At 69.8% G+C, this 22,080-nt stretch carries 22 protein-coding genes; 10 read left to right on the top strand and 12 right to left on the bottom strand.

The window, feature by feature from the left end:
- Positions 1 to 52: 52 nt before the first annotated feature.
- The 4 genes from G3I78_RS33615 to G3I78_RS33600 all read right to left on the bottom strand — a co-directional run bounded on the left by G3I78_RS33615 (position 53) and on the right by G3I78_RS33600 (position 4,570).
- Positions 53 to 361, bottom strand: coding sequence for a hypothetical protein (locus G3I78_RS33615; RefSeq protein WP_007383036.1), 309 nt, complete (start codon positions 359 to 361; stop codon positions 53 to 55).
- Positions 362 to 697: 336 nt separating this feature from the next.
- The gene (locus G3I78_RS33610; protein WP_164431637.1) at positions 698 to 1,993 is read right to left on the bottom strand and encodes a S53 family peptidase; all 1,296 of its coding nucleotides are present in this window, start codon (positions 1,991 to 1,993) and stop codon (positions 698 to 700) included.
- Positions 1,994 to 2,342: 349 nt separating this feature from the next.
- A complete protein-coding gene (locus G3I78_RS33605; RefSeq protein ID WP_164431635.1) occupies positions 2,343 to 3,692 on the bottom strand; it encodes a S53 family peptidase in 1,350 nt (449 codons plus the stop codon).
- 275 nt (positions 3,693 to 3,967) lie between these two features.
- Positions 3,968 to 4,570: a TetR/AcrR family transcriptional regulator gene (locus G3I78_RS33600; protein ID WP_164431633.1), complete on the bottom strand. Its 603-nt coding sequence runs from the start codon at positions 4,568 to 4,570 to the stop codon at positions 3,968 to 3,970.
- A 72-nt stretch (positions 4,571 to 4,642) separates the two neighbouring features.
- On the opposite strand from G3I78_RS33600, the gene G3I78_RS33595 reads away from it, so the two are divergent.
- From G3I78_RS33595 to G3I78_RS33580, 4 genes are all read left to right on the top strand, one after another.
- The gene (locus G3I78_RS33595; protein ID WP_164431631.1) at positions 4,643 to 5,557 is read left to right on the top strand and encodes an oxidoreductase; all 915 of its coding nucleotides are present in this window, start codon (positions 4,643 to 4,645) and stop codon (positions 5,555 to 5,557) included.
- 79 nt (positions 5,558 to 5,636) lie between these two features.
- Positions 5,637 to 6,347, top strand: a complete 711-nt coding sequence (locus G3I78_RS33590; protein WP_164431629.1) for a trypsin-like peptidase domain-containing protein — start codon at positions 5,637 to 5,639, stop codon at positions 6,345 to 6,347.
- A gap of 88 nt (positions 6,348 to 6,435) precedes the next feature.
- The gene (locus G3I78_RS33585) at positions 6,436 to 7,443 is read left to right on the top strand and encodes a bifunctional lytic transglycosylase/C40 family peptidase (protein WP_203615852.1); all 1,008 of its coding nucleotides are present in this window, start codon (positions 6,436 to 6,438) and stop codon (positions 7,441 to 7,443) included.
- 169 nt (positions 7,444 to 7,612) lie between these two features.
- A complete protein-coding gene (locus G3I78_RS33580) occupies positions 7,613 to 8,311 on the top strand; it encodes a phosphatase PAP2 family protein (protein WP_164431618.1) in 699 nt (232 codons plus the stop codon).
- Between the two features lie 86 nt (positions 8,312 to 8,397).
- Here G3I78_RS33580 and G3I78_RS33575 read toward each other — a convergent pair whose 3' ends face one another.
- Positions 8,398 to 9,939 (bottom strand): FAD-dependent oxidoreductase, encoded by a 1,542-nt coding sequence (locus tag G3I78_RS33575; RefSeq protein ID WP_164431616.1) that lies wholly within the window; start codon positions 9,937 to 9,939, stop codon positions 8,398 to 8,400.
- Between the two features lie 296 nt (positions 9,940 to 10,235).
- Here G3I78_RS33575 and pstS point away from each other — a divergent pair, with 296 nt between their 5' ends.
- From pstS to pstB, 4 genes are all read left to right on the top strand, one after another.
- Positions 10,236 to 11,360, top strand: a complete 1,125-nt coding sequence (pstS, locus tag G3I78_RS33570; RefSeq protein WP_164431614.1) for a phosphate ABC transporter substrate-binding protein PstS — start codon at positions 10,236 to 10,238, stop codon at positions 11,358 to 11,360.
- 119 nt (positions 11,361 to 11,479) lie between these two features.
- A complete protein-coding gene (gene pstC, locus G3I78_RS33565; RefSeq protein ID WP_164431612.1) occupies positions 11,480 to 12,484 on the top strand; it encodes a phosphate ABC transporter permease subunit PstC in 1,005 nt (334 codons plus the stop codon).
- Positions 12,481 to 13,536 (top strand): phosphate ABC transporter permease PstA, encoded by a 1,056-nt coding sequence (gene pstA, locus G3I78_RS33560; protein WP_164431610.1) that lies wholly within the window; start codon positions 12,481 to 12,483, stop codon positions 13,534 to 13,536. Before pstC ends, pstA begins: the two co-directional genes overlap by 4 nt.
- A gap of 45 nt (positions 13,537 to 13,581) precedes the next feature.
- The gene (gene pstB / locus G3I78_RS33555; RefSeq protein ID WP_164431609.1) at positions 13,582 to 14,358 is read left to right on the top strand and encodes a phosphate ABC transporter ATP-binding protein PstB; all 777 of its coding nucleotides are present in this window, start codon (positions 13,582 to 13,584) and stop codon (positions 14,356 to 14,358) included.
- A gap of 110 nt (positions 14,359 to 14,468) precedes the next feature.
- Here pstB and G3I78_RS33550 read toward each other — a convergent pair whose 3' ends face one another.
- Positions 14,469 to 15,467, bottom strand: a complete 999-nt coding sequence (locus tag G3I78_RS33550; protein ID WP_164431606.1) for an inorganic phosphate transporter — start codon at positions 15,465 to 15,467, stop codon at positions 14,469 to 14,471.
- Positions 15,468 to 15,475: 8 nt separating this feature from the next.
- A complete protein-coding gene (locus G3I78_RS33545; RefSeq protein WP_015659485.1) occupies positions 15,476 to 16,096 on the bottom strand; it encodes a DUF47 family protein in 621 nt (206 codons plus the stop codon).
- 163 nt (positions 16,097 to 16,259) lie between these two features.
- Here G3I78_RS33545 and G3I78_RS33540 point away from each other — a divergent pair, with 163 nt between their 5' ends.
- Complete coding sequence (locus G3I78_RS33540; protein WP_164431604.1) at positions 16,260 to 16,598, top strand: metal-sensitive transcriptional regulator; 339 nt, start codon at positions 16,260 to 16,262, stop codon at positions 16,596 to 16,598.
- Here the strand turns inward: G3I78_RS33540 and G3I78_RS33535 are convergent.
- Positions 16,584 to 16,772 (bottom strand): hypothetical protein, encoded by a 189-nt coding sequence (locus G3I78_RS33535; protein WP_164431602.1) that lies wholly within the window; start codon positions 16,770 to 16,772, stop codon positions 16,584 to 16,586. The two genes, G3I78_RS33540 and G3I78_RS33535, sit on opposite strands and share 15 nt — an antisense overlap.
- A gap of 98 nt (positions 16,773 to 16,870) precedes the next feature.
- The gene (locus G3I78_RS33530) at positions 16,871 to 17,698 is read right to left on the bottom strand and encodes a hypothetical protein (protein ID WP_164431600.1); all 828 of its coding nucleotides are present in this window, start codon (positions 17,696 to 17,698) and stop codon (positions 16,871 to 16,873) included.
- Positions 17,699 to 17,812: 114 nt separating this feature from the next.
- On the opposite strand from G3I78_RS33530, the gene G3I78_RS51310 reads away from it, so the two are divergent.
- Positions 17,813 to 17,986 (top strand): hypothetical protein, encoded by a 174-nt coding sequence (locus tag G3I78_RS51310; RefSeq protein WP_203615876.1) that lies wholly within the window; start codon positions 17,813 to 17,815, stop codon positions 17,984 to 17,986.
- Between the two features lie 27 nt (positions 17,987 to 18,013).
- Here G3I78_RS51310 and G3I78_RS33525 read toward each other — a convergent pair whose 3' ends face one another.
- From G3I78_RS33525 to G3I78_RS33515, 3 genes are read right to left on the bottom strand one after another with little or no spacing between them, the layout of a single operon-like run.
- Complete coding sequence (locus tag G3I78_RS33525) at positions 18,014 to 18,439, bottom strand: NUDIX hydrolase (RefSeq protein ID WP_164431598.1); 426 nt, start codon at positions 18,437 to 18,439, stop codon at positions 18,014 to 18,016.
- Between the two features lie 28 nt (positions 18,440 to 18,467).
- Positions 18,468 to 19,529, bottom strand: coding sequence for a CHAD domain-containing protein (locus G3I78_RS33520; protein WP_164431596.1), 1,062 nt, complete (start codon positions 19,527 to 19,529; stop codon positions 18,468 to 18,470).
- Positions 19,510 to 21,744: an RNA degradosome polyphosphate kinase gene (locus tag G3I78_RS33515; RefSeq protein ID WP_164431679.1), complete on the bottom strand. Its 2,235-nt coding sequence runs from the start codon at positions 21,742 to 21,744 to the stop codon at positions 19,510 to 19,512. Before G3I78_RS33515 ends, G3I78_RS33520 begins: the two co-directional genes overlap by 20 nt.
- Positions 21,745 to 22,080 lie beyond the last annotated feature (336 nt).

The raw sequence follows: 22,080 nt of genomic DNA, 5'->3' as shown, positions 1-22,080 counted from the left end.
CCGGTGGGCACTGCGGACGGGTGGGGTGGAGGGGGTGCGGCGGAGGCCGTGGCTAGACGGCCATGCCGTACACGATGGTGAAGAGCGTGCCCAGGGAGCCGATGATGAAGACTCCCGTCAGGCCCGCGATGATGAGGCCCTTGCCCTGTTCCGCGCTGAAGGTGTCCCGCAGGGCGGTGGCGCCGATGCGCTGTTTCGCCGCGCCCCAGATGGCGATGCCGAGGCAGAGCAGGATGGCGACCGCCATGACGACCTGGATCATCGTCTTCGCCTCGGTCCCCAGTGCCCCGAAGGGGCCCCAGTCCGGAGCGATCCCGCCGATGATGGTGTTGATGTCTCCCTTGTCGGCCGCAAAGAGCATGTAAGTCACCGCCCCTGGTGGGTAGTTCCGTTTCCCCTGCGGTGCGCAGAGGTCAGGCCTCATTGTCGCCGACAATTCCGCCGTCGCATGTCGACTTGGCGTCATTGGTTGGCGGGTTTCGTACGAATGACTGTCTGGTCACTCTGTGTATCACGGCAGGTCACGCCGGGCAATGAGGCCTGAGCGGAACCTGTCGTGTGGTTCCGTCGTTGACCCCTGTTACGACCTGCGGCGCTTCTGGCACCGATGTTCTGCGGGTGAAGGCTATCCCGGAGCGGACCGGGCATGACGAACGGGCCGCGGCAGGGGAACCGCGGCCCGTTCGTTGACGGAGAGTCAGCCGGTGAAGGCGTCCACTCCCTCCGGGGTGCCCCAGCCGGTCGGGCCGTCGTATCCCGACCTGGCGGTGCAGAAGTAGCTCGTGGAGCAGGAGCCGTTGTTGCCCGAGGTGACGTCGTTGAGGGCCGAGGTGCCGGCCGCCGCGTAGGGGTACTGGGCCGGGTAGTCGCTGCTCCCGGGGGTGCCGGCCAGTGCGTAGACGCCCGCGATGATCGGGGCCGAGGCGCTGGTGCCGCCGAAGGTGTACCAGCCGGCGGTGACGCCGTAGGAGTCGTAGACGGAGACGCCCGTGGCGGGGTCGGCGACCGCGGAGACGTCGGCGATCATGCGCTTGGTGCAGCCGGTGTCCGTCTGCCAGGAGGGCTTGGCGTCATAGGAGGAGCAGCCCGAACCCGTGCCCTCGGTGGAACTGGTCTTCCAGACCGACTCGGTCCAGCCGCGACTGGTGGAGGAGGACGAGGTCAGGGCCGTACCGCCCACCGACGTCACGTACTTGGAGGCGGCCGGGTACTCGGCGCCGTAGCCCTCGTCGCCGGCGGAGACGGTGATGGCGACGCCCGGGTGGTTGAAGTAGGAGGAGTCGTAGGAGGTGTCCGACGACGACTCGGAGCCGCCGTAGGAGTTGGAGACGAACTTCGCGCCCAGGGTGACCGCTTCGTTCACGGCCTTGCCGAGGTTGGCCATGGTGGCCGAAGTGGCCTCGACCAGCAGGATCTTGGCGTTCGGGGCGATGGCGGAGACCATGTCGAGGTCGAGGGAGATCTCCTCGGACCAGCCCGAGTCGCTGGAGGGCAGCGAGGTCGTGGAGCCGGTCTGGCTGACCTTCTTGAAGCAGCCGTTGGCGGTGGTGCAGGCCGGGAGGCCGTAGTACGAGCGGTACTTGGCGAGGTCGGCCTCGGCGTTGGGGTCGTTGTAGGCGTCGACGATGGCGACGGTCTCGCCGGAGCCGTTGGAGGCGGAGGCGTCGGTGAGGCCGTAGGCGTCCTGGAGGTCGCTGGGGCCGTAGCCGGAGGGGGTGGCGGCGTCGGCGGCCCTCGGGGTGACGCCCCGGGCCCGCTGGGCCTTCTGGAAGGCGGTGGTGCCGCCGGTCACGCGCAGCGAGTTGCAGGCGAGTTCGCCGGCCTTCTTGGGGGTCGCGCAGGGGGTCGCGGCCCAGGTGACCTTCGAGGAACTCACGGCCGCGTCGGCGTGGACCGCGGTGCCGAGGCCCGCCAGGACGAGGGCGGCGGTGGCGACCGTGGCCGAGCCGATACGGCGCCATCTCAGCTGTCTGTGGGGGAAGTTGGTACGCAAGGTGCAGCCTCCTGATGGTGAGGGACAGGGGCGGTGCGGGTGCGTGCCGTCGGTGAGGGGTCCCCGGCGGCGGGCGGCGGCCTGCGACGACGGTCCTCTTGTTGAGTACGCGACAACAAGGGACCCGGTGGATTCCTGACTTCCGCCTTACGAACCGGGCGTCGGCGTTACCTGGCGATGGAAGGCCGTTGGACTGCGGGCGGCGCTCGCTTGACCCGATTCACAGGTGTACGGCGAACGGGCCGCGACCGGATGTCGCGACCCGTTTCCGTTGTGCCGCCGAGGGGACCCCACGTCCCCCTCTCAAGGGCGGCGCCCCGTGACCCGACGGGGACATTCGTGAGCGGACTCAGCCGGTGAAGGCGCCCAGTCCGGCCGGCGTACCCAGGCCGGTCGGGCCGTCGTAGCCCGACTTGGCGGTGCAGAAGTAGCTCGTGGAGCAGGAGCCGTTGTTGCCCGAGGTGACGTCGTTGAGGGCGGAGGTGTCCTCGTAGGGGTACTGCGCCGGGTAGTCGCTGCTGCCCGGGGTGCCCGCGAGGGCGTACACCGACGCGATGATCGGGGCGGAGGCGCTGGTGCCGCCGTAGGTGTTCCAGCCCGTGCCGTCGTCGCCGTAGGAGTCGTAGACGGAGACGCCCGTGGCGGGGTCGGCGACCGCGGAGACGTCGGCGATCATGCGCTTGGTGCAGCCGGTGTCGGTCTGCCAGGACGGCTTGGCGTCGTAGGCGGAGCAGCCGGAGCCGGTGCCCTCGGTGGAGCTGGTCTTCCAGACGCTCTCGGTCCAGCCGCGGGAGTTGGACGAGGTGGACAGCTTGGTGCCGCCGACCGCGGTGACGTACTTGGAGGCGGCCGGGTACTCGGCGCCGTAGCCCTCGTCGCCCGCGCTCGCGGTGATGGCGACGCCCGGGTGGTTGTAGTACGAGGAGTCGTACGAGGTGTCGCTCGACGACTCGGAGCCGCCGTAGCTGTTGGAGACGAACTTCGCGCCCAGCTTGACGGCCTCGTTGACGGCGGTGCCCAGGTTGGCGTCGCTGGCCGACTTCGCCTCGACCAGCAGGATGTCGGCGTTCGGCGCGATGGCCGAGACCATGTCGAGGTCGAGGGAGATCTCACCGGCCCAGCCGCTGTCGGCGCTGGGGAGGGAGGTCGTGGAGCCGGTCTGGCTGACCTTCTTGAAGCAGCCGTTGGCCGTGGTGCAGGCGGGCAGGCCGTAGTACGAGCGGTAAGTGGCCAGGTCCGCGGCGGCGTTGGGGTCGTCGTAGGCGTCGACGATGGCGATGGTCTCGCCGGAGCCGTTCGAGGCGGACGCGTCGGTCAGGCCGTAGGCGTCCTGGAGGTCGCTCGGGCCGTAGCCGGTCGGGCTCGCGGAGGAGGCCTTCGGGGAGACGGTCGCGGGCTTGACGCCCTTCCTCGCGGCCTGCGCCTCCTGGAAGGCGGTGGTGCCGCCCGTGACGCGCAGGGCGTGGCAGGACGCGTAGCCCTTCTTCGGGGTGGCGTCACACGCGTTCGTGTACTGCACGTGCGCCTTGGCGACGGCGGTCGCGATGGCCTGGGGGCTCACCTTGTGGGAGGTGGCCGCGTCGGCCTGGGCGGCGGTGCCGAGGCCGGCGATCAGGAGTGCGCCGGTGGCCACGGCAGCGGAGCCGATCCGACGCCATCTGCCGGATATGTGGGGGGTGTTGGGGGTGGACGTACGCAACGTACAGCCTCCTGGAAGTGGTGGACAGAGGCCTGCGGAGGGGGGACCACCGGTGGGTTCCCGGTGGGGGCGGCGACCCGCGTAGACCATCCCCTTGTTGAGTACGTGACAACAAGACAGGCGGTGGAATCCTGACTTCCGCCTTACTGAAGGGCGTTGTCGGCTTACTGATCAATGGCGGCCCGATGGGCGGTGAATGGTCTCGGCTTGACCATCTACACGCGTCGCACACAACTCCCGTGGCGGACGGACAGCTTGACGACAGGGGAGTGTGCTCAGCGCGGCCGGAGTCCGTGGAGCAGGTGATGGATCACTTCCGGTACGGCGTCCATGGCGCCGTCGGGCCGGGTGAACCCGTTGGCCGCGAAGGTGGCGAGGCCGTGCAGGGTGGTGCCCACGACGAGGGTGAGGTGCTCGGCGTCGCCCTCGACGATCTCGCCGCGCCGCTGGGCGGCGGCGACGATCTGGGCCAGGCGGCCGACCGTGTGGTCGATCGCGGCGGCCATCTCCTCCTCGGCGCCGGGCTCGTGCTTGCGGGCGTACATCAGCTCCAGCAGCTCGGCGTTGTCGACGGCGAAGCCGAGGTAGGCCCGGGCGAGGGCGGTCAGTCGGGGCTGGAGCGGGAGTTCCGGGTCGTCGGCGGCCTCCATGCTCCTGGCCATGCGGTCGTAGCCGGCCAGCGCGAGGGCGTTGAGCAGGGCCTGCTTGTCCTTGAAGTGCCGGCCGGGGGCGGCGTGGCTGACCCCGGTGTCCCGGGCCAGCTCCCGCAGCGACAGGGCGCCGGCCCCCTTCTCCCTGAGGGTGCGCTCGGCGCTCGCGAGGAGGGCGGAGCGCAGGTCTCCGTGGTGGTAGGGGCGGTTCTCGGGCATGCGGGCCATCGTATCCCGATGTTGGCGCCGCCAGCATTGTTGTCATTGACAGCATTGTTGGCGTCGTCTACATTCCGGAGCATGGCTGACAAGAGCACGGAGAAATGGAACGCGACCCGCCTCCCCGACCTCGGCGGCCGGACCGCGGTCGTCACGGGCGCCAACAGCGGCATCGGCTTCACCGCCGCGGACGCGCTGGCCCGGGCGGGAGCGCATGTGGTGTTCGCCGTACGGGACCCGGAGCGGGGCTCCGCCGCCGCGGCGCGGGTGAACGGCAGCACCGAGGTGCGCCGGCTCGACCTCGCGGACCTGGCGTCGGTCCGGGAGTTCGCGGCGGCCTGGGACCGCCCGCTGGACCTGCTGGTCAACAACGCGGGTGTGATGATGATCCCGGCGCAGCGGACGCGGGACGGGTTCGAGACGCAGTTCGGCACCAACCACCTCGGCCACTTCGCGCTGACGAACCTGCTGCTGCCGTACCTCACCGACCGGGTCGTGACCGTGTCCTCAGGCGCGCACCGCTGGGGCGACCAGCGGATCCACTTCGAGGACCTGGACATGACGTCCGACTACGACCCGCGGGGCGCCTACGGCCAGTCGAAGCTGGCCAACCTGCTCTTCGTCCTCGAACTCCAGCGCCGCCTCACGGAGTCGGGCTCGGGCGTCCGCGCCCTGGCCGCCCACCCCGGCTACGCGGCCACCAACCTCCAGAGCCACGCGTCCAGTTCGGCGGCCCGGGTGTTCATGAGGTTCGGCAACAGGTTCTTCGCCCAGGACGACCGGGCGGGCGCGCTGCCCACGCTGTACGCGGCGACCCAGGACCTGCCCGGGGCGAGCTACGTGGGCCCGGACGGTCTCGGTGAGATGCGGGGGGCGCCGACCCTGGTGGGCCGGAGCCGGGCCGCGAGCGACCCCGCGGTCGCGCGGCGGCTGTGGACGGTCTCCGAGGAGCTGACGGGGGTGCGGTTTCCCCAGGGTGCGGGGGCGAAGGGCTGAGCCCGCGGGGGCGTGCGGGCCCGGCTTTCCCGGAACGGGTTGATGTTTTTCTCACCTTCGTGCGGAATGCTGACGTCCGATGAAGCGCATGCCACGTATCGCTCTCTACGCCGTCGTCGTCATGCTCGCCGTCGTCTCGGCCTCCGAGGCGATAGCGGACGACGGCACGGGTCCCTTCGGGGTGACCGAGGTCGCCCCGGCGACCCCGGGGAACGCCCGGGTGGGGGCCCTGTTCGACGGCGCCCGGCACATGTGCACCGCCTCCGTCGTCCGCAGCCCCGGCCGGGATCTCGTCGTCACGGCGGCGCACTGCCTCGGCGGTGACGACGACCTCGTGTTCGTGCCCGGCTACCGGGACGGCAAGGCGCCGTACGGGAAGTGGAAGGTAGGGAAGCGGTACTTGCCCGAGGGGTGGTCCAAAGGGCAGGACGAGGACAGTGACGTGGCCTTCGCGGCCGTCGAGGGGAAGGTCCAGGACGTCGTCGGCGGGAACCGCTTCGTGACCGGTACCGCCACCGGGGCCACCGCCGTCACCGTCACCGGGTACCCGAACTCCCGTGACGTGCCGATCAGCTGCACCAACAAGCCGACCGCGCACAGCCGTACCCAGCAGCGCATCGAGTGCCCCCAGTTCACGCCGGGCACCAGCGGCAGCCCCTGGGTGAACGGGAACGGGCAGGTCGTGGGGGTGCTGGGCGGGCACCAGCAGGGCGGGGACACCGCCGACGTGTCCTACAGCGTGGTCCTCGGGGCGGAGGCGGCCGCGCTCTACCGGGACGTGGTCTGCTGATCTTCACGCCGACCCGCCCGAGTACCCCGGTTTCCTCCGGGGAAGCTCCTAAACTGACGCGGGCGTACTCCCATCGGGCGAGGGGCGGTTGACGGTGCGTAAGGCGTGGATCGTGGCGGGCGCCGCTCTCGGGGCGGGGCTCGCCTTGGTGATGCTGCTCGTCGTGGGCGTCTACCTCGTCGCCGGGAACCTCGCGGGCGGTGTGGGCGGAGCCACCAGGTCGCTGGCCAAGGGGGCCGTGCCCGCCGCCTACCGGAACCTCGTGCAGAAGTGGGGCAACCTCTGCCCCGCCATCAATCCGGCCCTGCTCGCCGCCCAGCTCTACCAGGAGAGCGGATTCAACCCGAAGGCCCAGAGCGCCGCGGCCGCGCAGGGAATAGCGCAGTTCATTCCGGGGACCTGGGCCACGCACGGGGTCGACGGGGACGGGGACGGCGACAAGGACGTATGGGACCCGAACGACGCCATTCCGTCGGCGGCCTCGTACGACTGCTCGCTCGCGTCCTATGTGAAGGACGTTCCCGGGAACATCACCGAGAACATGCTCGCCTCGTACAACGCGGGCGCCTACGCGGTCATCAAGTACGGGGGCGTGCCGCCGTACAAGGAAACCCAGAACTACGTGAAGACCATCACGACTCTGGAGGAGAGCTTCGCCGCGCCGACCACCCGTGTCGATCCCTCCAAGCAGGCCGCGGGGGCCATCTACTACGCGCAGAAGAAACTCGGCACGCCTTATCTGTGGGGCGGAACCGGTACCGCGGCGCAGGACGGGCGGTTCGACTGCTCCGGGCTGACCCAGGCCTCGTACGAGAGCGTCGGGATCACCCTTCCGCGGGTTGCGAACGATCAGTACAACGCCGGCCCGCATCCGGCCAGAAGTGAACTGCTGCCGGGGGATCTGGTGTTCTTTTCCAAGGACCCGACAAACTCGCGCGCCATCCACCATGTAGGGATTTATGTGGGCGGCGGGTACATGATCGACGCACCGAGAACAGGTGCTGTGATCCGGTTCGACCCGATCGACACTTCTGAGTACTTCGGCGCCACCCGGGTCACCGAAGATGGCGCGAAAGCATTGCCCACCACGGTGTGACCGACGGTGACACCTACCCCCTGAGCTGCGGCGATGTGTCTCTCTTCGATAACGTCTGCGTGATCATTCAGTGGAGTGTGGAACGTATTAACAGGAGCCGTGCGTTCCTGGGGGCGTAGCCGAGCGGACATGGGTACGCCGGGAAAGACGACGAAAGGGCCGCTGCACGATGGCTGTTCTCGCCGAATCCGGGTCGAATCCCGACGTCGATCTGCTCTACGACATCAATGGCCTGGCCAAGGACGCCCCGCAGTGGTTCGACCGGGTCATGGAGTACGTCGGGGAGTACGGAATCCTGCTCGGGATGGTGCTGCTCGTCCTGTGGTGCTGGTGGACGGGGCGGCGCCGGGGCGGCGAGGACGCGGCGGCCTCCGTGGCCGCGCTGGTGTGGGCGCCGCTCGCCGCCGCGATCGCGGTGCTCGTGAACGTGCCGATAAGGGGCTTCGTCGAGCGGCCCCGGCCCTTCCGTACCCATGAGGGGCTCAAGGTCCTGGTCTCCGGGAAGACCGACTACTCCTTCGTGAGCGACCACGCGACCATCACCATGGCGCTGGCGGTCGCCCTGTTCGTGGCCCATCGCAGGTTCGGGCTCGTCGGGATCGGCCTCGCGCTGCTGGAGGGGTTCTGCCGGGTGTACATGGGGGTGCACTACCCGACGGACGTCATCGGCGGGTTCGCGCTCGGTACGGCCGTGGCGCTGCTGCTCTCGCCGCTCGCGATGGCCCTTCTGACGCCGGTGATGAAGGCGGTCGAGGGGTCCTCGAAAGGGGCGTGGATCGTCCGCGCGCGAGGAGCGGAGCGAGAGGCCCCGGTGATTCCCGGGGCCCGGCAGGAGACCGCGGCTTCGGAGAGGGACCTCGCCGCCTAGGAGACGGCCCGGGCCTTCGGGGACCGCGGGTGCTGGTCCTACGGCGACTGCGGCGGCTGGTCCTACAGCGACCGCGGGTGCTGGTCCTACAGCGACTGCGGGTAGCTGAAGAACCCCTGCGGGTCGTACTGCTTCTTCACCTTGGCCAGCTTCGCCGCCGCGTCGCCGTAGTACGCCTTGCGCCAGTCCTTCAGCGTCGGGTCCGTGTAGTTCTGGTAGGCCGCTCCCGAGGCGTACGGCTTCATCGCGTTGTGGGCCCCGGTCAGCCAGGACTGGGCCGTCGTGCCCGTCGTGCCGGCCTTCCAGGACGCCAGGTACTGGGCCAGCATGCGGGAGCGGCGGTGGACGAAGGCCGTGGCCGTGGGGGAGACGCGGTTGACCGCGCCGCCCAGGGCCGTGAGGGCGATGCTTCCGGAGCCGCCCCGGACCGAGGAGATCTGCCTCAGCAGGGTCTGGATGCCGGCCGCGGGGATCGAGCGGTCGAAGAAGTCCGAGTGGGCCGTGTAGGTCTCGCGGCCGAGGGCCCCCTGGCGCGAGCGGCCGGGGGTGGAGCCGGGCAGATGGCACTGGGCGTCCGTGGCGAAGGACGAGCAGCCCGCGTACGCCTCCATCGCGCTCTCGTAGGAGTGCCGCTGGAGCGTCACATGGCGGGCCGGTGAGCCGACCTTGTCGGCCAGGCGGTCGAGGGCGTTCTGGAGCTCGCCGTAGGTGCCCATCGAGAACGCCGCGACCGCCACGGTGGGCGAGCCGCCGTTCTCCAGATGGCAGGAGGACCAGATCTCGTCGGGCTGGGTCGGGCCCCACTCCTGCCACGCCTTCACCACGGCGGCCGCCTTGGACCAGGGCCAGGTGACGTACGCGGTGACGCCCTGCGGGGCCGGGTGGGTCTTGAACCGGAGTTCCGTGACGACGCCGAAGTTGCCGTTGCCCGCGCCGCGCAGGGCCCAGAACAGGTCCTTGTTGGTCGTCGCGTCCGCGGTGAGGGTCTTGCCGTCGGCGGTGACGAGGGTGGCCTGGGTGAGGCTGTCGCAGGTGAGGCCGTAGGCCCGGGAGGCCACGCCGTGACCGCCGCCCAGCACCAGCCCGGAGACGCCGACGGTCGGGCAGGAGCCGGCCGGGATCGTCACGCCCTTGGCGGTCAGGGCCCGGTAGACGTCGATCAGCTTGGACCCGGCGCCCACCACGGCGGTGCCGCCGCCGGTGCGGACGCGGTTCAGTTCGGAGACATCGACGATCAGCCGGTTGTTTCCCGAGGACCAGCCGGCGTAGGAGTGGCCGCCGTTGCGGATGGCGACCTTGACGCCGTGGGCGCGGGCGTAGGCGAGGGTGGTGCGGATGTCGTCCGGGTGGGCCACGTACGCGACCGCCGCGGGCTTCAGCGAGTCGAAGCGGGTGTTGTAGAGGCGGCGGGCCGTCGTCCAGTCGGCGTCGCCGGGGCGGATCAGCCGGCCGTCCAGGTCGCGGGCGAGGGCGGCCCAGTTCGCTGGGGCCGCGGCGGGCGTACGGGAGGTGAGCGAGGTGCTGACCGTGCTCCGGGTGGCGTCGGCGCTGCCGCCGCCGTCACAGGCGGCCGTGGCCACCGCCGCGATCGCGGCCGCGCCGCCCCCGATGAACGTACGCCGTTCCATGTCTCCGTGCCTTTCGTCGGCCGCGTAGGCTTCCGTGGAACGAGACGGCACCAACGGTGCGCGGGTTCCCTTGAGGGTTCCGGAATCGCACTGTGCCCTCGACGTAAGCGTTCCGTGACCTCACCGCACCTTTCGCAGGGGTTCACCCGCCGTTCACTTCCGGCCATCAACGCCTTCACCTGATCTGCCTAATTTCGGCCTTACACGATGCGTGGTGCGTTCGAATGCACGTCCGTATCACCCAGACTTCGCGCACGCCGCCGGATTCAGGACGGCGGCTCCCGGAAGGAACTCAAGTGAAGCTTCAGCGCAAGAACCGGCGGGCCCTCGCCTTCGGTGCTCTCGCCGTCTCCGGCGCCCTGGCCCTCACGGCGTGCGGCTCCGACGACACCAGCAGCGGCAGCGACGCCAGCGGCTCGTCGACCGCCAACGCCAGCAGCATCAAGTGTGACGACGCCAAGGGCCAGCTGCTCGCCGACGGCTCCTCCGCGCAGAAGAACGCGATCGACGCCTGGGTCAAGCAGTTCACCGCCGCCTGTGGCGTGCAGATCAACTACAAGGGCGGCGGCTCCGGCGCCGGTGTCACGGCCTTCAACAACGGCCAGGTCGCCTTCGCCGGTTCCGACTCCGCGCTGAAGCCGGAAGAGGTCACCGCCTCCAAGAAGGTCTGCTCCGGCGGCCAGGGCATCGACCTCCCGATGGTCGGCGGCCCGATCGCCCTCGGCATCAACGTCTCCGGTGTCGACAAGCTCACGCTGGACGCGCCGACGATCGCCAAGATCTTCGACGCCAAGATCTCCAAGTGGAACGACCCGGCGATCGCCAAGCTGAACCCGGGCGTGAAGCTCCCGGACCTGAAGATCCAGGCGTTCCACCGCTCGGACGACTCCGGTACGACGGACAACTTCACCAAGTACCTGATCGCCACCGCCAAGTCCGACTGGCCCTACGACGGCGGCAAGACCTGGCAGGCCAAGGGCGGCCAGTCCGCCGCGCAGTCCTCCGGTGTCGCCCAGCAGGTCAAGCAGACCAACGGCGCCATCGGCTACTTCGAGCTCTCCTACGCCAAGGACGGCATCACGCCGGTCAGCATCGACACCGGCGCCTCCGCCGCGGTCGAGCCCACCGTCGAGAACGCCACCAAGGCCATCGCTGACGCCCAGGTCGTCGGCACCGGCTCCGACCTGGCGCTGAAGCTCAACTACGCCACCAAGGCCGACGGCGCCTACCCGATGGTCCTCGTCACGTACGAGATCGTCTGCGACAAGGGCAACAAGGCCGACACGCTGGCCGCCACCAAGGCGTTCCTGCGCTACACCGCCTCCGAGGACGGCCAGAAGGTCCTCGCCGAGAACGACTACGCGCCGATCCCCGAGGACATCATCGCCAAGGTCCGCACCACCATCGAGGGCCTGAGCTGATCTGAGGTGCGGTCCGGCCCGGGCCCCCGCTTCCGAGCGCCCCGGGCCGGACCGCACCGTCCGGTGCACCGCCGCCAGGAGCCGTACGACATGTGCGGCTCAGCAGACCGGAGAACCTGATGGACACGACACAGATAACAGACGCACCTCCCCCCGCCCCCCAGCCCACCGAGGCCGAGCAGAAGCGCGCGGCCCGCGGCGCCACCCGGCCCGGAGACCGGATCTTCCTCGGTCTCTCCCGCGGCTCGGGCATCCTGCTGCTGGTGATCATGGCCGCCATCGCGGCCTTCCTCACCTGGCGCGCCTCGATCGCGATCAGCAAGGACGACGCGAACTTCTTCACCGCGTTCGAGTGGAACACCCAGCTGATCCCGCCGAAGTTCGGCATCGCCGTCCTCGTCTTCGGCACGATCGTCTCGTCGATCATCGCCATGGTCATCGCGGTCCCGATCGCCGTCGCCATCGCGCTGTTCCTCACGCACTACGCCCCCCGCCGGCTGAGCGGCCCGATCGCCTACGTGATCGACCTGCTCGCCGCCGTGCCGTCCATCGTGTACGGCCTCTGGGGCGCCCTGATCCTCGTACCGCACATGAACGGCCTGTACGGCTGGCTGAACGACTACCTCGGCTGGACCGGCATCTTCTCCTGGCAGCAGGGCGCACCGCGCTCGATGCTGACCGTCGGCATCCTGCTCGCGATCATGATCCTGCCGATCATCACCAACGTGAGCCGCGAGGTCTTCCGCCAGGTCCCGCAGATGCACGAGGAGGCGGCCCTGGCGCTCGGCGCCACCCGCTGGGAGGTGATCCGCATGGCGGTGATCCCCTTCGGCCGGTCCGGCGTGATCTCCGCCTCGATGCTCGGCCTCGGCCGCGCGCTCGGCGAGACGATGGCCGTGGCCACCGTGCTCTCGCCGTCCTTCGACATCCAGGCCAGCCTGCTCGACCCGGGCGGCGGCACCTTCGCCCAGAACATCGCCAGCAAGTTCGGTGAGGCCAGCGAGCTGGGCCGGGACGCGCTGATCGCCTCCGGTCTGGTCCTGTTCGTCATCACCCTGCTGGTCAACGGCGCGGCCCGCATGATCATCGCCCGCCGCAAGGAGTACTCGGGGGCCAACGCATGAGCACCGCAGCCGTCACCAGCAAGCGCAGCCTCCAGGGCGCGCGCCTGCCCAAGTGGGCGCCGTTCGCGATCGCCGCGGGCTCCGTCGCCCTGGGCGTGGTCATCACCTTCGCCGCGAGCCTGGACAGCAGCATCCAGTGGGCGCTGATGGGCGCGATCTTCTACGTCGTGGGCACCTACGCGATCGCAGCCCGGGTCGAGGGACGCCGTCAGGCCAAGGACCGGGTCGCGACCTCGCTGGTCTGGGTCGCCTTCCTGCTCGCCCTCATCCCGCTTGTCTCCCTGATCTGGTCGACCGTCTCGCGCGGTGTGAAGGTCCTCGACTTCTACTTCCTGTCCCACTCGATGGGCCTGGTCGCCGACGACGAGCCGGGCGGCGGCATCTACCACGCCATCCTCGGCAGCCTGGAGCAGGTCGGCCTCGCCACCGTGATCGCGGCGCCGATCGGTGTGCTCACCGCCGTCTACCTGGTGGAGTACGGGCGCGGCAAGCTCGCCAAGGCCGTCACCTTCTTCGTCGACGTCATGACGGGCATCCCGTCGATCGTCGCGGGCCTGTTCATCCTGTCGATCATGCTGGCCTTCGACATGCAGCCCTTCGGCTTCGCCGGCTCGCTGGCCCTGGCCATCCTGATGATGCCGGTGGTCGTGCGCTCCACGGAGGAGATGCTCAAGCTCGTCCCGAACGAGCTGCGCGAGGCGTCCCTGGCGCTCGGCATCCCGAAGTGGCGCACCATCCTGAAGGTGGTCATCCCGACCTCCATCGGCGGCATCACCACCGGCATCATGCTGGCGGTCGCCCGTATCGCGGGTGAGACGGCGCCGGTGCTGCTGCTGGTCTGGGGCAACTCGCTCATCAACGCGAACCCCTTCGAAGGTGCGCAGCAGTCGCTTCCGCTGTACATCTATCAGCAGTACGCGAACAGCGGGGGCGCCGGAGCGGCGTACGACCGTGCGTGGGCGGCGTCGCTGACGCTGATCGCCTTCGTGATGATCCTGAACGCAGCGGCCCGCGGCATCGCCCGCTGGAAGGCCCCGAAGACAGGTCGCTGACGCGGCCACACAGCGACCGACCTTTCGAAAGAAGCAGTGATACCCATGGCCAAGCGAATCGATGTCAGCGGCCTCCACGCCTATTACGGCTCGTTCCGGGCCATCGAGGACATCTCGATGACCGTTGAGCCCCGCTCCGTCACGGCCTTCATCGGCCCCTCGGGCTGTGGCAAGTCCACGTTCCTGCGCACGCTCAACCGCATGCACGAGGTCACGTCGGGCGGCCGGGTCGAGGGCAAGGTCATGCTCGACGACGAGAACCTGTACGGCGCCGGGGTCGACCCGGTGGCCGTGCGGCGCGAGATCGGCATGGTCTTCCAGCGCCCGAACCCGTTCCCGACGATGTCGGTCTACGACAACGTCGTGGCCGGTCTCAAGCTCAACGGCTCCTTCAAGAAGTCCGAGCTCGACGACGTCGTGGAGAAGTCCCTCAAGGGCGCGAACCTCTGGAACGAGGTCAAGGACCGCCTGAACAAGCCGGGTTCCGGTCTCTCCGGCGGTCAGCAGCAGCGTCTGTGCATCGCCCGCGCCATCGCGGTCGAGCCGAAGGTCCTGCTCATGGACGAGCCCTGCTCGGCCCTGGACCCGATCTCCACCCTCGCCATCGAGGACCTGATCGGCGAGCTGAAGGAGCGCTTCACGATCGTCATCGTGACGCACAACATGCAGCAGGCGGCGCGGGTCTCCGACCGCACGGCCTTCTTCAACCTCTCCGCCGTCGGCCAGCCCGGCAAGCTCATCGAGATAGACGAGACGGAGCGCATCTTCTCCAACCCGTCCGTCCAGGCCACCGAGGACTACATCTCGGGCCGCTTCGGCTGAGCCGCCCCAAGACCCCTCGCGGTGCTGCATGGCGGTGCCACCGCGAGGTCAACAAGGGCCCGCCCCCGGAATCCGGGGGCGGGCCCGTTGTCGTACATCCGAAGCGGCTTCTACAGGAACGCCAGGTACACGATTCCGTAGGAGCCGGCCGCGACGAGCGCTGCCGCCGGCATGGTGATGAACCAGCCGAGGATGATGTTCTTGGCGACGCCCCAGCGGACCGCGTTCACGCGCTTGGTGGCGCCGACGCCCATGATCGCCGAGGTGATGACGTGGGTCGTGGAGACCGGGGCCTTGAAGAGGTACGCGGTGGTGAACATGATCGCGGCGCCGGTGGTCTCGGCGGCGAAGCCCTGCGGGGGGTCCAGTTCGATGATCTTGCGGCCCAGGGTGCGCATGATGCGCCAGCCGCCCGCGTAGGTGCCCAGCGACAGCATCACCGCGCAGACGATCTTCACCCAGACCGGGATCGGATCGCCGTAGGTCTCGTGCCCGGAGATCACCAGGGCCATCACCACGACACCCATGGTCTTCTGGGCGTCCTGGAGACCGTGGCCGAGGGCCATGCCGGCGGCGGACACGGTCTGCGCGATCCGGAAGCCGCGCTTGGCCTTGTGCGGGTTGGAGCGCCGGAAGATCCACATGATCGCCGTCATCACCAGGTAGCCGGCGATCAGGCCGACGACCGGGGACAGGAACATCGGGATCACGATCTTGTCGATCACGCCGTGCCAGATCACGTCGGTGCCGCCCGCGAGCGCGGCTCCCACCATGCCGCCGAACAGCGCGTGCGAGGACGAGGAGGGCAGGCCGAAGTACCAGGTGACGAGGTTCCAGGTGATCGCGCCGACCAGTGCGGCGAAGAGGATGCCCATCCCCTTCGAGCCCTCCGGCGTCTCGATCAGGCCCTCACTGACCGTCTTCGCGACCCCGGACCCGAGGAAGGCGCCCGCGAGGTTCATCACCGCGGCCATGGCCAGCGCGGCGCGCGGGGTGAGCGCCCGGGTGGAGACGGAGGTGGCGATGGCGTTCGCCGAGTCGTGGAAGCCGTTCGTGTACGTGAAGAAGAGCGCGACCAGGATGGTCACGATCAGCGCGAAGGTGTCCATGGAGGGGCTCAGGACTCCTTGACGGCGATGGTCTCCACCGTGTTCGCCACGTGCTCGAAAGCGTCGGCGGCCTCTTCGAGGACGTCGACGATCTGCTTGAGCTTGAGGACCTCGATGGCGTCGTACTTGCCGTTGAAGAGGTGGGCGAGCAGCTTGCGGTGGATCTGGTCCGCCTGGTTCTCCAGCCGGTTGACCTCGATCCAGTACTCGGTGAGGTTGTCCATGGTGCGCAGGTTCGGCATCGCCTCGGCCGTGAGCTCGGCCGCCCTCGCCAGCACCTCGATCTGCTGCTCGACGCCCTTGGGCAGCTCCTCCACGTTGTAGAGGACGACCAGGTCGACGGCTTCCTCCATGAAGTCCATGATGTCGTCGAGGGAGGACGCCAGGGAGTAGATGTCCTCACGGTCGAACGGCGTGATGAACGAGGAGTTCAGCTGGTGGAAGATCGCGTGCGTGGCATCGTCACCGGCGTGTTCAGCGGCCCGCATACGCTCTGCGATCTCGGCCCGGCCGGCGGTGTCCGCCCCGAGCAGTTCCATCAGGAGCTTCGAGCCCGTGACGATGTTGTCCGCGGAGGCGGCGAACATGTCGTAGAAGCTCGTCTCCCTGGGGGTCAGACGAAAGCGCACAAGGGGTCCTCAGGATGCATCGGTTTCGGTCAGGCTGATGCTAAGTGCATCATCCGGCCACGGCTAATCCGCTCGCAGGCCCTATACCCGGGAAACTTCGGTACCATATACCCAGTAGGGGTATATGAATCCCTCTGGGCACGCCCCTGATACGGAGGACGCGATGACGACGACCGAGGCCGGCTCCACCGCTCCCTCCCAGCCGGTGGCCGAAAACACAACCCACGGCTACCACAAGCAGAAGGACGAACACCTCAAGCGCCTGCGCCGGATCGAGGGCCAGATCCGCGGCCTCCAGCGGATGGTCGACGAGGACGTCTACTGCATCGACATACTCACGCAGGTCTCGGCCTCCACCAAGGCCCTCCAGTCCTTCGCCCTCCAGCTCCTGGAGGAGCACCTGCGGCACTGCGTCGCCGACGCGGCCCTCAAGGGCGGCACCGAGATCGACGCCAAGGTGGAAGAGGCGACCAAGGCGATCGGCCGGCTACTGCGCACCTGAGGCGGCCCCGCCCTGGTCCCGCTCCTCCGCCACCCGCAGCACCTCGTCGATGCTCTCCAGGCTGAGCCGGTCGTCCGCCGCCGAGGCCGCGATGATCAGCTCCCCGCACAGTTCGATCTCGGCGAGGGCCACGTGGTCCTGCACCGCCGTACCGCCGACCGGAGCCACGCGCATCACCTCTTCTCTGCCGTTACCGACTTCCTAGAGTAGGGAGCGGCCTACACACCGCGCATGGCACGGACGGGCTAGTTCTTGACGCCCGTCACGACTGCTCACCCCTCGGCGATCTTGCCGGCGTAGATGTCCCGGGCGGCCGGCAGCCGTACGTCGGCGGCGGCCCCGAAGTCGTACAGCAGCGTCGTCGAGGCGACCGCCACGATGCCGTGCCGCTGTCCGTTGACGAAGCTGAAGCGGTGCCGGATCTTACGGACCCGGCCCCGGTCGTCGAGGTAGACGTCGAAGGGCACCCGGGCCGTGGCGAACCCTTTCGCCGCCGCGGCCAGGGCGTTCCGGCCGGCCGCGGAGGCGTTGCGGGCCGCGACCGCGAGGTCCGCCGTGCCCCGGTAGTGCCGCACCTCGGTCCCGGCGAGCTCGGAGGTGCCGACGTACGTCGCCGTCCGCGTCCCGCGCAGCACCTCGGCCGCGGCGAGCGGATCGGTGGCCCCGCCGGTGACGAGGTTGCCGTCGGACAGGGTCGCGGTGTCGACCCGCACCCACTTGTCGGCGGGCACGCCCGCGCCCCGGTTCTTCATGAACAGGGCACCCGGCGCGAGGAGTTCGGTGATGGGCCGGTGCTCGCTGGTGCCGGCCGGGTCCTGCGGGAGCATCACCTTCAGCCGGCCGAGCCGGCCGCGGTAGTCGTAGACGCCCTCGCCGCGGATGGTGACCCGGGTGCCGCCGGTGGCCATCTCCATCGAGGTCCGGGCCTTCGAACTGCCCGCGTCCACCAGGGTGTCGGCGACCCGGTGCAGGGTCTCGACCGGATCGGCCGCGCGGGCGTCGGCGGCCCCGCTGCCGGAGCATCCCGCGGTGCCCGCGCAGACCGCGAGCACCGCCGCGACGACCGCCCCGCCGGCCTGCCTGTGCTGCCGCTCCGCCATCGCCGCCTACCCCCAGCCGATACGTCCGTCAAGGACGGCCCTGTCGTTGCGGATAACGACGGCTGGGTAGGGCCGTCACGCGATGCCTTCACCTGAGCTGGGTAACGTTGTCGTGTGGCGCAGCAGGACAGGATTCCCCCACCACCGTCCGAACCCCCGGCCCACCTGACGCAGACGGTCGAGCAGGGCCGTTTCTGTCTGGCCAGGTGCAGCTGCGGCTGGCGCGGCCCGGCCCGCAGAGCCCGCAGCCAGGCGCGGGCGGACGCGGAGGGGCACACCCGGGGCTGAGGGCTCGACCGGGCCCCGGTCGAGAACCTATGTGTGTTCGAGTACCCGGACCAGGAGTTCGTCGACCAGGGTGCGGTCGCGGGGCTGGGTCAGTCGGTTCCTGGCGGCGGTCGGGGGGAGCCAGAGGATGCGGTCGACCTCGTCGTTCGGGGTGAAGGTGCCGGTGGATGCCTCGGCCGCCCAGTAACGGACCTCCTTGGGGCGGCCGTTCGCGTAGTACTTCGCGGTGGACAGCGGGGCGCCGGGCAGGGCTCGGTACCCCGTCTCCTCCTCGACCTCGCGCAGCGCGCCGGTGAGATGGTCCTCGCCGCGCTTCAGCTTGCCCTTCGGGTGCGACCAGTCGTCGTACTTCGGACGGTGGACGAGGCAGATCTCCAGTTCGCCGTCGATGGGGGAGCGGCGCCACAGGACGCAGCCGGCTGCCTGGACGGGGGTTTCGTTGGCGTGCGTCACGTGGTTGTTCGCCTCCTGGACGGGTGCGTCAGGGCGTGCCGACCGTCTGTTTCTGCCAGGACCGCTGGAACGCGAAGCGGGCCGCCTCCACCTCGTGGCGCTGGTCGGCGTGGAGCACGCCGAGGGCGTAGGCGGTCGCCGGGGCGATACGGGGGGTGCGGGCGGCCGACGCCGCCGCGGCCGCCGCCTCCGAGGCGTCCCGGTGGCGGTCCAGGGCCTGACCCGCCGTCAGGAGCCGTACGTCCACCGGGGGGTGGGCGCCGCACAGCACCTCGCACGCGTAGCGGTGCAGCCGCAGCAGGAGGCGGACCTGGTGCCAGGGGGCGTCCTGCGGATGCGGCGAGGGGTCGGGGGACAGGCCGTGGATGAGGGCCTCGGCGTTGTAGGGATGGCCCGCGGTGACCAGGGGCAGCGCGGTCACCGCGTCCTCCAGTCGCTCCTGGGCCGCGGCGGCGTGCGGGCGCAGGTCGGTCGTCGCGGCCTTCGGCGTGAGCGGGACCTCGCTGGCGAGTACGGCGATGCTGTCGGCGACCGCGTGGAAGCGGCTGGAGCCCAGGGCCTGGAGCGCGGTCGAGTGGGCCCGGGTGCGGGCCAGGGTGAGCTGGCGGTCGAGGAGCGCGCCCGCCTTGGCCGCGCCCACGGTGAGGTTGCCGCGGTCCGGGGCGGGTGCCGCTCCCGCCGTACGGCCGGCCGCCACGGCCTCCACGTCGTTGACCGACTGGGACGGGAACACCGCGCCCGACAGCCGGTGCAGCGCGAGCAACAGCCGTTCCAGGCGCGACTCGTAGGCGTGCTCCATGCCCAACGTGCCGGAGAGCCAGGCCAGTTCGGGGCGCAGCGACTCCGACCAGTCGGCGTCCAGGAGGGGCCGGAAGGTGTGCAGGCTGGCGCTGACGCGGCGGACCGAGCGGCGCAGGGCCCGGGCCGCGTCGACGGGTTCCTCCGTGCCCGCCGCCGCACCGCCGGACTCGCGGTGCTGACGGAGAGCGCGAAGGAACTCCGTGGCCTGGGCCCTCAGGTAGCCCGCGAGGGCGTCCCCGGTCGCGGCCCCGGCCAGGGGTTCCGTCGGTTCAAGGTGTTGCTGTGCCACGCCGGCGCCTCCGGGCGTCTATGAGCATCTCCTGGACATTGCGCAGGGGCCCGCCGTCCGCGTCGGTGGCATGCCGGGTCCACTCGCCGTCCGGGCCGAGGTGCCAGGACGCGGTGGTGTCGGACATACCGGTCTCCAACAGCCGGTTCAGGGCTGCCCGGTGGGCCGGGTCCGTCACCCGCACCAGCGCCTCGATACGACGGTCGAGGTTGCGGTGCATCATGTCGGCGCTGCCGATCCACACCTCGGGCTCGCCGCCGTTGCCGAAGGCGAAGACCCGGGAGTGTTCGAGGAACCGGCCGAGTATCGAGCGGACCCGGATGTTTTCGGACATGCCCGTGACGCCGGGGCGGATCGCGCAGATGCCGCGCACCCAGACGTCGACGGGTACGCCGGCCTGGGACGCGCGGTAGAGCGAGTCGATGAGCGCCTCGTCCACCATCGAGTTGACCTTGATGCGGATGAAGGCGGGACGTCCTGCGCGGTGGTGCTGGACTTCCTTGTTCACACGGGAAATGAGGCCGTCGCGAAGGGACTTGGGCGCCACCAGGAGGCGGCGGTAGGTCTCGCGGCGGGAGTACCCGGAGAGGCGGTTGAAGAGGTCGGACAGGTCCGCGCCGACCTGCTGGTCGGCGGTGAGCAGGCCGAGGTCCTCGTAGAGCCGGGCCGTCTTCGGGTGGTAGTTCCCGGTGCCGACATGGCTGTACCGCCGTAGCGTGTCGCCTTCCTGACGGACCACCAGGGACAGCTTGCAGTGGGTCTTCAGGCCGACCAGGCCGTAGACGACATGGCAGCCCGCCTCCTCCAGCTTGCGCGCCCACTTGATGTTGGCGTGCTCGTCGAAGCGGGCCTTGATCTCGACCAGGACGAGGACCTGCTTGCCGGCCTCGGCGGCGTCGATGAGCGCGTCGACGATCGGGGAGTCGCCCGAAGTCCGGTACAGGGTCTGCTTGATGGCGAGGACGTCCGGGTCGTCGGCCGCCTGCTGGAGGAACGCCTGCACCGAGGTGGAGAACGAGTCGTACGGGTGGTGCAGCAGGACGTCCCGGGCGCGCAGGGAGGCGAAGATGTCGGGCGCGGACGCCGACTCGACCTCGGCCAGGTCGCGGTGGACGCCGGCGACGAACTTGCGGTACTTCAGCTCGGGGCGGTCCAGGCCCGCGATCCGGAAGAGGCCGGTGAGGTCCAGGGGGCCGGGCAGCGGGTAGACCTCCGCCTCGGAGATCTTCAGCTCGCGCACGAGGAGGTCCAGCACCTCGCGGTCGATGGACTCCTCGACCTCCAGGCGGACCGGCGGGCCGAAGCGGCGCCGCATGAGCTCCTTCTCCAGGGCCTGGAGGAGGTTCTCGGCGTCGTCCTCCTCGACCTCCAGGTCCTCGTTGCGGGTGACCCGGAAGGTGTGGTGCTCCAGCACCTCCATGCCGGGGAACAGCTCCTCCAGGTGGGCGCCGATGACGTCCTCGATGGGGACGTAGCGGCCGGGGGAGGACTCCAGGAAGCGGGACAGCAGCGGGGGGACCTTGACCCGGGCGAAGTGGCTCTTGCCGTTGACCGGGTTGCGCACGATCACGGCCAGGTTCAGGGAGAGGCCGGAGATGTACGGGAAGGGGTGGGCCGGGTCGACCGCGAGGGGGGTCAGGACCGGGAAGATCTGGTGCCGGAACAGGGTGAAGAGGCGGGCCTGCTCCTTCTCCGTCAGTTCGTTCCAGCGGACCAGGTGGATGCCCTCCTCCGCGAGTGCGGGGGCGACGTCCTCGTGGTAGCAGGCGGCGTGCCGGGCCATCAGCTCGCGGGAGCGGGCCCAGATCATCTCCAGCACCTCGCGGGGCTGGAGGCCGGAGGCGGAGCGGGTGGCGACGCCGGTGGCGATACGGCGCTTCAGTCCGGCCACCCGGACCATGAAGAACTCGTCCAGGTTGCTGGCGAAGATCGCGAGGAAGTTCGCGCGCTCCAGGAGGGGCGTGTTCGGGTCCTCGGCGAGTTCCAGGACGCGTTCGTTGAACGCGAGCCAGCTGCGCTCCCGGTCGAGGAAACGACCCTGCGGGAGCTGGGCGGCGCCGTCGACCGGGATCTCCTCGTACGCGTCGAGATCCGCGTCGAGGTCGGGTTCCAGGTCGGAAACGGTGGCCGACACGGTGTGCGGGCGGTGCGCGGCTATGGAGCCCACGGAGGGCTGCACGTGCTGGACCTCTGCCTGGGTGTTCGACTGGCTCATGGGCCCATTCTTCCGCGCCAGGAGCGAAACGGGCGCGTCGGACAGTGCGAGCGGGAGCGATGCGGTGGCGGCGGCGGCGGCGACGGCGGCGGTGGGGCGGGCGGGGGTGGGGCGGGTGGGGGTGTGGTCGGTCCCCGTCCGCTCACCGGCCGTGGGCAGCGGTGAAGGCTCTGGCTCGGCGGGCTTCATTCGCTGAGCGTCGCAAGTCCGTCTGAACCGGTGGTTACGGCGACATGGCGTGCGGGATATCGGGGGGCGGCTCGCGGGCGTCTACATGTGGGGGTGGTTGGCTGCGGGTTCGGTGGGGGCGGGCGTTTTGCGCAGTTCCCCGCGCCC

This window comes from Streptomyces sp. SID13726, assembly GCF_010548375.1.
Classification (GTDB): Bacteria; Actinomycetota; Actinomycetes; order Streptomycetales; family Streptomycetaceae; genus Streptomyces.
This window is presented reverse-complemented; position numbering and strand designations above follow the sequence as displayed.